At 69.7% G+C, this 11,917-nt stretch carries 12 protein-coding genes and 1 pseudogene; 2 read left to right on the forward strand and 11 right to left on the reverse strand.

The window, feature by feature from the left end:
• Position 1 precedes the first annotated feature (1 nt).
• From O7621_RS20565 to pip, 6 genes are all read right to left on the reverse strand, one after another.
• Positions 2-1,231 (reverse strand): MFS transporter, encoded by a 1,230-nt coding sequence (locus O7621_RS20565; protein WP_282230751.1) that lies wholly within the window; start codon positions 1,229-1,231, stop codon positions 2-4.
• 7 nt (positions 1,232-1,238) lie between these two features.
• Entirely contained in the window at positions 1,239-1,751 is a 513-nt protein-coding gene (locus O7621_RS20570; protein WP_282234672.1) for an aromatic-ring-hydroxylating dioxygenase subunit beta, read from the reverse strand.
• A 5-nt stretch (positions 1,752-1,756) separates the two neighbouring features.
• Positions 1,757-3,022, reverse strand: coding sequence for an aromatic ring-hydroxylating dioxygenase subunit alpha (locus tag O7621_RS20575; protein ID WP_282230752.1), 1,266 nt, complete (start codon positions 3,020-3,022; stop codon positions 1,757-1,759).
• Positions 3,019-4,185, reverse strand: coding sequence for a glycosyltransferase (locus tag O7621_RS20580; protein WP_282230753.1), 1,167 nt, complete (start codon positions 4,183-4,185; stop codon positions 3,019-3,021). Before O7621_RS20580 ends, O7621_RS20575 begins: the two co-directional genes overlap by 4 nt.
• A 402-nt stretch (positions 4,186-4,587) precedes the next feature.
• A complete protein-coding gene (locus O7621_RS20585) occupies positions 4,588-5,523 on the reverse strand; it encodes a twin-arginine translocation signal domain-containing protein (protein ID WP_282230754.1) in 936 nt (311 codons plus the stop codon).
• A 257-nt stretch (positions 5,524-5,780) separates the two neighbouring features.
• A complete protein-coding gene (pip, locus tag O7621_RS20590; RefSeq protein WP_282230755.1) occupies positions 5,781-6,815 on the reverse strand; it encodes a prolyl aminopeptidase in 1,035 nt (344 codons plus the stop codon).
• Here pip and O7621_RS20595 point away from each other — a divergent pair.
• Together O7621_RS20595 and O7621_RS20600 are read left to right on the forward strand one after the other, a co-directional pair.
• A complete protein-coding gene (locus O7621_RS20595; protein WP_282230756.1) occupies positions 6,814-7,653 on the forward strand; it encodes a helix-turn-helix domain-containing protein in 840 nt (279 codons plus the stop codon). The genes pip and O7621_RS20595 overlap by 2 nt on opposite strands.
• 64 nt (positions 7,654-7,717) lie before the next feature.
• A pseudogene (locus tag O7621_RS20600) lies at positions 7,718-8,296 on the forward strand (dihydrofolate reductase family protein); the annotation flags it as partial.
• A 25-nt stretch (positions 8,297-8,321) separates the two neighbouring features.
• Here O7621_RS20600 and O7621_RS20605 read toward each other — a convergent pair.
• The 5 genes from O7621_RS20605 to O7621_RS20625 form a co-directional block, all read right to left on the reverse strand.
• A complete protein-coding gene (locus O7621_RS20605) occupies positions 8,322-9,020 on the reverse strand; it encodes a histidine phosphatase family protein (protein WP_282230758.1) in 699 nt (232 codons plus the stop codon).
• Positions 9,021-9,168: 148 nt separating this feature from the next.
• Complete coding sequence (locus tag O7621_RS20610; protein ID WP_348775253.1) at positions 9,169-9,768, reverse strand: D-Ala-D-Ala carboxypeptidase family metallohydrolase; 600 nt, start codon at positions 9,766-9,768, stop codon at positions 9,169-9,171.
• A gap of 285 nt (positions 9,769-10,053) precedes the next feature.
• Positions 10,054-10,599, reverse strand: a complete 546-nt coding sequence (locus O7621_RS20615; RefSeq protein ID WP_282230760.1) for an NUDIX hydrolase — start codon at positions 10,597-10,599, stop codon at positions 10,054-10,056.
• Positions 10,600-10,734: 135 nt separating this feature from the next.
• Positions 10,735-10,917, reverse strand: a complete 183-nt coding sequence (locus O7621_RS20620) for a DUF397 domain-containing protein (RefSeq protein WP_282230761.1) — start codon at positions 10,915-10,917, stop codon at positions 10,735-10,737.
• Positions 10,907-11,794 carry a helix-turn-helix transcriptional regulator gene (locus O7621_RS20625; RefSeq protein WP_282230762.1) on the reverse strand — a complete coding sequence of 296 codons (888 nt, stop codon included), beginning with the start codon at positions 11,792-11,794 and terminating at the stop codon, positions 10,907-10,909. Before O7621_RS20625 ends, O7621_RS20620 begins: the two co-directional genes overlap by 11 nt.
• Between the last annotated feature and the right edge of the window lie 123 nt (positions 11,795-11,917).

An 11,917-nucleotide genomic window follows, 5' to 3' on the forward strand; every position in this document is an offset into this window, starting at 1 on the left:
GTCAACTCCTTCGGGTCGGTGGGACAGTGTTCGTCGGTCGAACCGTGGTCAACGTCCACGCCGCCGCGAAGGCGACGACCAGCAGCGCCGTGCCGCTGCCGAAGGCGGCCGCGACGCCCGCCTGCTCGGCGACGAGCCCGACGACGACCGGTCCGACGACGGCACCAATGTCGGTGCACATCGAGAAGACGGCGACGCCGCTGCCGGCCCGGCCGGCGACGGCGTCCCCGATCAGCGCGGCCGGTGCGGCGTTGAGCAGCGCCGATCCGGCCGCATACCCGCAGAGTCCGACGACGAGCCAGGCGTAGGTGTCCACGAACACCAGTGCGGTGATCGCCGTGGCGGCCAGCCCGGTGCCGGCGATCATGGCGGGTCGCCGGCCGGCCCGGTCGACGACCCGACCGGCCGGGACGATCAGCAACGCCTGGATGACGGCGGAGCTGGTGAACGCCCACCCGACCCAGGTCACGTCGTGTCCCCATGCGACGACCACGGTGGGGACCAGAGCGCTGCGCAGTCCGAACAGGACCCAGCCCTGCGCCAGCGCCGCGACGCAGGCCACCAGGTAGCGCCGGTCCCGCAGCAGGACCGGCAGTCGGACAACGGTACGGCCCGGTGCCGTGCCGGGGCGCGGGCCGGTCCGCGGCACCGCCAGGGTCAGCACCGTGGCGGCCAGCAGCAGCACGGCGTACGCGATGAACGGCGCGGACAGGGTGATGAGCGCGAGCAGCCCGCCGAGTGCCGGCCCGCAGATCCCGCCGAGCAGGAAGCCGGCCTCGAACACGGCGCTGGCCCGGCCCCGCTGGTCGGCGGGGGCGACCGCCAGCAGCGTCGCCAGCGCGGACACCGAGAACAGCACCGAGCCGACGCCGCCGAGGCCGCGGAACACGAGCAGTTGCCCGTACGACCCGGCGAACGCGGTCAGGGCCGAGGAGACCGCGCACAGCAGCAGGCCGGCGACGAGCACCCGCCGTTCCCCGAACCGTGCCGCGAGCCGGCCGCAGAACGGACTGGCGGCCAGCCGCAGCAACGCGAACAGGGCGACGAGCACGCCGATCTGGGCCGGGCCGGCCCCGAACGTCGCCGCGTACACCGGCAGCACCGGCAGCACCAGTCCGAGGCCCAGCATGACGCAGCCACCGACGACGCTGAGGACGTAGACCTCACGGGGCAGACCCGGCGGCGCGGTGCCGGCGACGGGTGGGACGCTGCCCGGGGCGGCCGCCGTCACTGTCCGGTCACAGGATGATGCTGAGCTTGCCGTGCTCGTACAACGTCTCGTGGTCGAGCACGACGAGCCGGCGGCGGACCCGGAACGTCCCGCCGTCGACGACGAGCTCGAACCGGTACTTTCCGACGTACGCGTCGGAGCGCCCGTGCCCGAACCGGTGCACGACGACGTTCGCCGCCACGTCGAGGTGGGTCCCCCGGTCGGCCAGGATCTCCACGTTGGTGATCATCCGGTTGGTCCGCGACCGGGGGTTCTCGCACCACACCTCGCCGTTGAGCAGCTGTTCGATGCGCTGGCGCAGCCGGGCGGCGTCGTCGTCGATGAGCCCGAGCGCGTCGGCCGGCTCGCCGCGCACGTCGGTGGCCGGCACCGAGTAGCGGATGTCGGCGGTCAGCATCTCGTCGTACCACTCGCGTAGCCGCCACTCGTCGAGCAGCCGCGCCTCCCGGAAGAGGAACTGGCTCACCCGGTGCCACAGCCGCACCCGGGCCGCGTCGTCGACCGTCAGCTCGGTGATCATCGTGGTCACGCCCCTTGCATCAGCCGGTCCCACTGCCGCCAGAACTCGCGGGCGGGAAGCTCGTCGGTGGTCTCCGGGACCGCTTTGTTCATGCCGCGGGACAGGTCCGAGTAGCGGACCGCGCGGTTGAGGTATCCCCGCTGGCACGACTCGATGATCTCGATGTCGTCGGGGGTGGCGAAGCCGGCGGGGCCGAGGAACGTCAGGTAGTGGCTCTTGCGCAGCTCCCGGATGTCCGGGTCCTCGTCGCGGGGGGCCAGGGCGACCGAGGTGATGGCCATCTGGTCGGCGCCGACCGGGTCTATCTTGCGGATGGTGATCGCGATCGCGTCGATGATCATCAGGTTGGGGAAGATCAGCAACGCGCGGTTGGTGCCGGTGATCCGTTCGGCGCGTTGCGCACCGAACCGTTCGACGAACCGGGCGGCCGTGGCCTCGATCCGGGGCCGTACCTCGGCGCCGAACATCGGCGTCCAGTAGGCGAGCGGGCGGGCCGCCGCCGGTGGCAGCTCGTTGGCGCCGTGCCCCAGCCCGAGCGCGCGGCCGAAGCCACCCCGACGTCGCGGCGGCACCGACCCCAGCGACTCCATGTAACTGACGTACCGCTTGTGCAGCGCCCGGAAGTGGTAGATGTCGACGCTGTTCTCCATCATCAGCTTCCAGTTGGCCCGGGCACCGTGCAGCTGGGCACCCTGGATGACCTCCATCCCGACCTCGGACTGGTCGTCGATCAGGTCGAGGTACTCCGTGGCACCCGCCAGGTACTCGGTCAGGGTGCGCGGCTGCTCCGGGTCGAAGGTGACGAACACGAAACCCCGGTAGCTGTCGCTGCGGTGCCGCGCCAGGCCGAAGTCCGCCTTGCGGAAACCGGGCCCGTACCCGTCCGGGATCGGCACGCCGACCAGGTCGCCCTGGTTGGAGAACGTCCAGTCGTGGTACGGGCAGCGGAACGACCGGGCCTGCCCGGCCGGCTGCGAACAGACCAGCGCCCCACGGTGCGGGCAGCTGTTGGCGAACACCCGGAGCACCCCGTCGGAGCCGCGCGCCATCACCACTGGCCGCCCGCCGACGTCACGCGCCACGTAGGAGCCCGGCGCGGGCACCTCCGACTCGTGTCCGACGTACAACCAGCAGCGATCGAAGATCCTGGTCGTCTCCTGCGCTGCCAGGTCGTCGTCGGTGTAGGCGCGACGGTCCACCCGGAACGAGTGACGTTCGGGGTCGTCGACCACGATCGGGGCGCCCACCGGCCGCTGCAGCTCGAGCGTCACCGCTCGCCCTCGCGCCGCAGCGTCTCGACGGTGCCGACGACCAGGTCGGCGGTGCGGGCGGCGGAGTCGCCGCACTGCGGCTGCGCGGCCCGCAGCCGGGCCCGGTACTCCCGGGCGGGATTGAGCAGATCGGTGACGGCGTCGGCGACCGTCTGCCGGGTGACCTCGGCCGGTTCCAGCGCCGTGCCGAAGCCGGCGCTGCCGACGAAGGACGCCTGGATGGGCTGGTCGACGGCGAGCGGGATCACCAGCATCGGGGTCTGCGCCCGGATCGACTCGGCCACCGAGTTGTACCCGCCGTGGGTGATGAACGCGTCGGCGCGGTCGAGTACCTCACGTTGCGGCAGGTACGGGGCGGTGAGCACGTCGTCGGGCAGCGCCAGCTCCGCGGCGAGGTCGCCGACCGACGCGACCACCTGCGCCCCCGTCGCCGCCGCCCCGGTGATCACCGTACGCAGCAGGTCCGGTCGCCGGTAGAAGATCGTGCCGAAGGAGACGTACACCAGCGGACGGTCGGGGTCGATCCGGTCCAGGCCGGGGAAGGTGACCTCGTCGCCGCGGGCCCCCGCCGCACCGGGCAGCCCGACCAGCTGCACCCCGTCGTCGGTGACCGCGTCGTCGCCGACCAGGGCGGGGATCGTCGGCATCAGATTGAGAATCGGCGACCGCGCCGAATGGGTACGCATCGACCACATCACCCCGTGCCTGGTCAGATAGTTGCCGACCTGTTCGTCGTACAGCCAGCGACCGCGCCGATGTTCGGCTGGACATACGCCACCAAGATTTGCCCAGATCATCCCGTACGGCACGCCGGACGCATGTGCGCCGACCATCGCCGACGCGGTGACCGGCAGCGAATCGACGAGCACGAAATCCGGTGCCGTCGCGCGCAGCACGTCGGCTGTCTGCCCGGCGACCGGCGACGACTGCAGCATCGGGCCGATTTTCGCCGGTTCGTCGCTCCACGGTGCCATCTCGACCTGCCCGACCGCGTGCACCTCCGCCTTACCCAGGGCCTGACCGCGCTGCTCGTCGAGCACGCCACCGTCGGCCGACAACAGCAGCAACGCGACGTCACAGCCGGCTGCCTGAAGCGCGTTGACCACCGGAATGTACGGGTTCAGGTGGCCATGCTGGGTGGTGGTGAGCAGGGCGACACGCATCAGATCTCCGATCCGTAGAGAGCAGACGGCCGGGTCGACCCCGGTTCCGGATGTCCTGAGGCACAACGCATTGGCACCGTCCCCGAAGGACACATCGATGGCCCTCAGGTAGTTGCGGCATAGACTGCCGGGGTGCGCGATCTATGTCAATACCTCACAACCGGACGTCGGCAACAAGCGCGCCCAGGGCGTACCCGGATCCGTCAAATCCTCATTCGCGCGGCCGAACCCTGGCTATCCCCACAAATCCGGACGTGGCCGCATCTGGCGGACGGCCGGCCAGGGAGACCCGCAAAGATGCGCAGTCCGACGCCGCCGCGCGCCAGAAGGTGCACCCGACTCTGCTGGGAACCTGGCGGAGATACCCACATCCGGCAAGTCAGGTGCACCCGCACCGGATCGTCAGATGGCGATCAGTCGGTCGAGCCGATCGGCGACGAGCCGTTGGTAGTCCGACTCCTCGAGCTCGACTACCAGCTGCATGTCCGCGACTGCGGGGTCGAGATCCACCCCGGGTGGAAGCGGGATGGTAATCGTCGAGTCGGGGGTGGCCGTCGGCCCCGAAGACGTTTGCTTGGCGTTGACGGTGTTGCCGTTCTTGTCGGTCGCCGCAACCTCCACGCTAACCGGAGTTCCCGAGTCGTTCGTCTCGAGCGTGAAGTTGAATCCGTGACTGCTCAAATCCTTGACGAACGTCCCTACCATGCCACTCAGCAGGTTGACGCCGACCCCTATGCCCACCGATCTGGCGACGGCCCACAATTTGCGGCCGTCGACGGCGTTGGAGAGGGTAACCAGCGGCGTAGGCGCCGCAGCGACCTGTCCGTTGGCGAAGGTGCTCATTTCGGCCTGACATTTGTATGAATAATGGGCCCTGACCGGCTGATGAAGAGACAGGCTGGCGTCTTGGCCGCTTCGGGTGACCGAGTAGGACAGCCCGATGTCGTTGTCGGTGTTGTTCGTGACGTACAACTCGAAGATGTTGCCACCATCGACGCTGCTCCATTCAAACTTGAGGTCTCCGAGGTAGAAAGGCGACGGGATCGCGTTGCCTTGCTGCGGGCTGAGCACGGTGGGCAGCACCTGCGCGGCGACGTTCGCGACCTTCAAAGCCGTGCCCAGCCAACTGCCAAGACCGAGTAGCCCGGTGGTCGGTGCCGTCGCCGCCACCGGTTGCGCGGGGGGCGCGGGCATCGGCTTGACCGGCGGGGCCGCCGCCGCCGGGGATTCCGGGAGGAAGGTGCTGCCGACTGCCGCTGCGGCGGCGACCCCGCCGACCGCCGCACCTCGCACCACGTCACGTCGACTCAATGGCCGCTGCCCGTACGATTCGCTCATTTGCTCACCCATCTTCCGATTTGGTCGCCCCGGCCTCTCGGGGGGCAGACCGGACGGTGCCGTCCGGTGGCACCAGTGGGTCAGATATTAGAAAACGTCGATGCAAACGGGAAGAGTCTTATCTACGTATAGTGATCACTCAGACACGAAGAGTGGCGCACATCGTAGCCCGCCAGGGGATTCCGATCTTCGGTCGCTTCCAGGTCGATCCTCGCCGACGGTGACGCGCTGTGGCGGGACCGAGTCCGAAACGTCACTCACTGAGCTGCCCCTGCCAGACGGGCCATCGTGTCGGCGGCGTCGGCCAGGACACGGCGCATCGCGGCAGTGCCGGTATGTCCGGCGTCGCCGATGACGTGCAGCCGCGCGTCCGGCCAGGCCTGCGCGATCTCCCACGGGGTGATCGCCGGCCCACTGACGTCGGTACGCCCGTGGATCAGCACCCCCGGGATCCCGGCCAGCCTCGGCACGTCACGCAGGATCTCGCCGTCGGCGAGGAACGCGCCGTTGCCGAAGTAGTGCGCGCAGATCCGGGTCATCGTGAGCCGCTGCCGCAACTCACGGTCGGAGTACGCGCCCGGGTTGCCGTTGCGCTCCTCGGAGATCAGCGCGTCCTCCCAGGCGCACCACTCGTCGGCGGCCCGCTGGCGTACCGCCGGGTCGGGGTCGGCGAGCAGCTGGCCGTAGCGCAGCAGCACCGGCTCGATCGGCGGCTCGCTGTCGGTCGGCAGCCGGTAGCCGGGCAGGCCGGCGTGGGCGATGAACCGCTGCCAGGCTTCGGGAAAGAACCGGCCGGCACCCCGGTACAGCCAGTCGACCTCGCAGCGACGGGTCATGGTGACCGCGACGAGGATCATGCCGCGTACCCGGTCGAGGTGGCTAGTCGCGTACGCCAGGGCCAGCGTCGCACCCCAGGATCCGCCGTACACGACCCAGCTCTCGACGCCGAGATGCGTGCGCAGCCGTTCGATGTCGGCGACGAGATGGGCGGTGGTGTTGGCGCTCAGGTCGGTGGCCGGGTCGGCGGCCGACGGGGTGCTGCGGCCGCAGTTGCGCTGGTCGAACAGGACGACCCGGAAGCGCTCGGGGTCGAGCGTACGACGGTGCCGGGGCGTGCATCCGCTGCCCGGCCCGCCGTGCAGCACCACGACGGGTACGCCGTCGGGGTTGCCGCAGACCTCCCAGTAGACCTGGTGGCCGTCTCCGACGTCGAGCATCCCGGTGTCGTACGGCTCGGTCACGGCGTACTCCTCGTAGGGTGCCGGCGGGTCGTCGGTGATGCTGTTGGGCATGGAGTACACGTCCAGAGTGCCGCAACCGCCGCTGGACGGGCTGATCGACGACCTCTACTACCTGGAGGGTACGCCGCCGCACGCTCGGTTGACGTTGCCGCCCCCGCCGGCGGCATTGCTCATCGTCAACCTCGGGGCGCCGTTGCGCATCCGCGCCGGCACCGACATCGAGACGGCCGAGTACGCCGACGGCTGCGTGGTCACCACGCCCACCCGCGCGTACGACTTCAGCTACCCGGTCCGGACCCGGTCGGTCGGCGCGCACGTCAAACCGTGGGGGCTGGCGCCGTTCCTGCCGATGCCGGCCACCGAGCTGTGTGACCGGCCGGTGACGCTGGAACAGGTGTGGGGTCGGCCGGCCGTCGCCGAGCTGCGGGACCGGCTGGCGTCGGCGGACACGTCGCAGCAGATGCTGACGTTGCTGGAGCAGGAGCTGACGCGACGGCTGCGCGCTACCGCCGGCCTGGGGCTGGTCCGCCACACGAGCGGCGTCATCACGGCGACCCGTGGGGCGGTCGCGATCGGCGACCTGGGCACGGCGGCCGGTGTCAGCAGCACCCATCTGGCGCGGCGGTTCAAGGAAATCGTCGGCGTCACGCCGAAACGGCTGGCCCGCATCTACCGCTTCGCCGCCACCGTGTTCGCGATCGACCCGACCGGACCGGTCGACTGGACCGAGCTCGCCAGCGGCGCGGGCTACTTCGACCAGGCCCATTTCGGCCACGAGTTCCGGGCGTTCACCGGGCTCACGCCGACCCGGTACGTCGAGGTCCGGCGGCGGTTCCTGCGCGAACAGCCCGGCCACGTGCTGGACAGCTGGCCGCTGCCGGCGGATTGATTTTCTACAAGAACGCCAGCTCACGGCGCGCTAACTTGAGGCATCCGGACGCAGAGGAGAGCCCGTGGGCACGGTGGTCATGTACAGCTCGGTGTCGGTGGACGGGTTCATCGCGGACGAGAAGGACCAGCCCGGACCGCTGTTCGACTGGCTGTCCAGCGGTGACGTCCCGTTGGACGACAGCGGCGGCCTGACGGTGTCGCAGATCTCCTACGACTACGCCCGGCCGTACTGGGACCAGATCGGGGTGACGATCGTCGGCCGCCGCGTCTTCGACATGACGGACGGCTGGGACGGCACGCCGCCGGCGGGGGTCGACCACGTGGTCGTCGTGACGCACCGGCCGGCGCCGGAGGGCTGGGATCCCGATGCGCCGTTTCACTTCGTCGACGGCGTCGAGGCGGCCGTGGCCAGGGCGCGGGAGCTTGCCGGCGACCGCCTGGTCGAGGTCGCCGCCGGCGACGTCGGCGGCCAGGTGCTCGCCGCAGGCCTGGTCGACGAGGCACGCATGGACGTCGTGCCCGTCGTGCTCGGGTCCGGCAAGCGCTACTTCGGGTCGGTCGACGCGCAGCACCTCCTGGCGGATCCTGACGTGATCATTCAGGGCAACCGGGTCCTTCACCTGCGCTACCGGGTGCGGCGTTCGTCGGCCTGGGCGGCCGTAGAAGTCACGGCGGCAGGTGGGCGGTGGTGGCGAACTCGACCAGTTCGAGGCCGTCGCCGGTGTCGACGTAGCGGGTGATCGACGCGTTGGCGACCGGCGTGGTCGCGATGATCGCGTCGAGTTCGGTGAACGGCAAGCCGTCGAGGAGGTGGCGGGCCGCGATGACCACCGCGTCGTGGGCGACGACCAGGACGCGCCGGCCGGCGTGGTCGCGGTCCAGGTCTGCCAGGACGGCCTTGACGCGCGCGACGACCTCGTCGAACGTCTCACCGCCGGGCGGGCGGTAGGCGTACGGCCCGTCGGCGGCGAGCCGGGCGGCTTCGGCCGGGAACCGCTGGGTGATCATCAGCGGGGTGAGCAGTTCGAGGTCACCCATCAGCCGGTCGCACAGCCGTGCGTCGATGACCGCCTCCGGGCACGGCACGCCGAGTGCGGCGGCGGTGCCGGCCACCCGGGTCCAGGTCTGACGGGCCCGCAGGTACGGGGAGCAGACGACCACGTCGGGCCGCTGGTCGGCGGGTCGGGTGGCAAGCCAATGACCGAGGTGGGTGGTCTGCTGCCAGCCGAGCGCGGTCAGCTCGATGTCGGCGTCGCGGCCGGTGAGGCCGTGGTCGGCCAGACCTCGGGCGTGGGCGTCCGCGAAGGCCGCGTTCGCCGTGCTCTGCCCGTGGCGGACGATGGTCAGCTGCGCGACGGTGTCCATCTGTTCATTGTGTCCGATGGGCGCATGATTCGTGGCCGTGGCGCTGGGCGGCCGGCCCTGACCGCCGGTGATCGGGTCACCGGCGGTCAGGCGGGAGCAGATTCCCGGTCGCGGGGAGAGAGTTCTCGGTCGTTGTGGGTATCGGCCCTCAGATGCCGCAGCTCGACGCGGACCAGGACCGGCTCGGCGTGGCACCCAGGTGGGTGTGGTCGCTGTGGCCGGGGTAGCCGGGGCCGAGGATGTTGCTGAAGCCGTGGTAGCGGGCCTGCTGGGCGATCCGACAGAACGAGGGCGAGCCGACCAGGTCGACGCCGTCGCCGTACAGGTGCCGGCTGTTGGAGGCGCCGCCGACCGCGCTGTTGCAGGAGTAGCTGCGGAAGCCGCTGCTGACATAGAGCGGTACGTTGCCGAGCGCACGCCGCATGGCCTGCAGCTTCCACATTGACACGAGGGCGTTGAACTTGGCGGTGCTGGCGGACACCGCGCCACCGGACCAGCTGCTGTTGCAGTTGTTCATCTCGGCGTAGCTGAAGTTGGCCGGAGTGCAGTCGTTGTCCTGGAGCGCGTAGATCTTGTTGAAGGTCTGCGGGCCGGCGACGCCGTCGGCGGCGAGTCCGTACGCCTGCTGGAAGCGGATCACCGCTGACCGGGTGGCGGGGCCGTACGCCCCGTCGAGGGCGAGGACCGCGCCGTAGCCCGGGTAGCCCGAGACGCGAATCTGCAGCTGCTTGACGTCATTACCGGACATCCCCTGAGAGAGGGTGCGCCCCCACGTGTAGCAGCCGTCTGCGTGGGCCGCGCTACCTGTTACGACAACGCCCGTTAGGGCGGTGGCGGCGACGAGGGCGCAGGCAGCGAGCATCCGGCCGAGCCGGCGGATAACAGTCCCCATGGTCTTCCCATCGACATGTGACGATCAGCCGGCATGGGTAGATCATTCCGGCCGATCACACGATGGTCAAGACTCACAACTCTCTGTCAGTCGTGATGTGGCGTCTGTGCCTTGGCTGCGACCGGCGTCTCTGAGGGCCGTTTACGTCGTCGCGGCGACTGCGGCGATCCGCTCGGCCAGAACGGCGGGGGTGATCTTGGCGGCGGGCAGCCACGCGAAGTCGTGAACCTCCTCGGCCTGCAACGTCACATCCCGGGCGGTGGTGGTGAAGGCGTAGCACAGGTCGAAGTGCTGGTGGTCGGGTTCGCCCTTGGCCGGGTTGGCCGGGATCGGGTGGACGTCGATGTCGATCGGCGTCTCGTCGAGCAGAGTCAGCGCCGTGGTGCTGATGCCGGTTTCCTCGGCGACCTCGCGCAGCGCGGCCCCGACCAGGGTCGTGTCGTCGGGTTCAAGGTGTCCGCCGGGCCGCAGCCAGGTGTTGAGCACGTTGTGGCGGATGTGCAGCACCCGCCGGTCCGCGTCGAGGACGAGCGCCGAGCAGGTGACGTGCCCGGTGAAGGTCGCGCGGGACGTCAGGTCGCCGGGCTCACGCAGGGCGGCGGTCAGCGGGGCGAGCCGGCCGGCCTCGTCGGGATGGCGGTCCAGATAGACGGTGACGGTCGCAGCGATGTGGTCGGCGTCGATCATCGGTGTGCCCCCGGAGGGTTGACGTGGGCCAGCCAGGGCTCGCGGGCTGATTGATCAGAGCAACGTGAAGCCCTGGTCCGCCGCTGCGTGACAGCCGGCGGACCAGGGCTCGTCGTTGGTCGGGAGTGGTGCGGATCAGTGTGGGGTCTTCACCGTGCCGACGAAGTGCTGCCAGGCGGCGGTGTCGAAGGTGAGGACCGGGCCGGTCTGGTCCTTGCTGTCGCGTACGGCGACGCGGTACGGGTGGCCGGCCACCTCGACGCAGTCGCCGTCGGCACCGGACCGGGTGGACTTACGCCAGACGCCGTCAGCCTTCATGGTCGTACTCCTTGGCAATCCGGGTGATGAACTCGGTCGATTCTAGCGGGGTGAGGCAGTGTTGCTTGAGTGACGACCAGATGCCCTCGTAGGTCTCGATCTCGATGGGTTTGTCGAGGTAAATGGCACCGCACGGGCCGTCGGAGTAGACGGTGGTCGGCTCGGGCGGGCGGACGCTGACCTTGGGGAAGGTCAGGATGGAGAACGACCCGACCTCCGGCCTGCTGGGAAGCCCGGCGGCGAAGGGGAGAACCCGGACGGTGACGTTGTGGCGTTGGGTCGCGACGGCGGCGAGGTGCCGCAGTTGGCGAGCCATCGCTGCCCGATCCTTCATCGGGCAGCGTAGCGCCGCCTCGCCGATCACCACGTCGAGGTCGGGGGCCTGTGGGACGACTCGGGCGAGCAACTTCTGTCGCTTGGACCGCACCTCGATCCTGGCCTGCTGCTGGGCCGGACTGAGGTCGGGGTTTCCGGTGGTGATGATCTCCGTCATGTACTCCAAGGACTGGAGCAGGCCGGGGATGACGTTCGGCTCGTACTTGCGGATCGTCGAGGCGGCGGCTTCGAGGCCGACGTACAGCTTGAACCATTCTGTGATGGCGTGGTCGTAGGCGTGGTACCAGCCGCGTGACTTGGTCTCGCGGGCCAGGTTGCGCATCGTCGTGATCGTTTCCGGGGGCGCGCCGTAGAGCCGGCACATCGCCTCGGCGTCGTTCGGGTGGATCGGCACCTGGCCGCCCTCGTAGCGCCAGATGCGCGGCGGCGACCATTCGAGTGCCTTGGCCGCTGCGGCGACCGTGACATGAGCGTCTTCACGAAGCTCTCTCAGATATCGACCCAGTTGCCTGCGGGGGACAGTGCTGCCGGCGTCGTCCACGAAACCCCGTCCTCTCGTGTCGCGTAATGGCGGGTGGATGTTAGGTCCGAACCTACCGGTGCGAGATTGCGCTGAGCCAGATGGCGAATAAGCATGATGTGAAGGAAGAGTTCAGCGATCATG

It is taken from the genome of Solwaraspora sp. WMMD937 (assembly GCF_029581175.1).
GTDB lineage: Bacteria > Actinomycetota > Actinomycetes > Mycobacteriales > Micromonosporaceae > Micromonospora_E.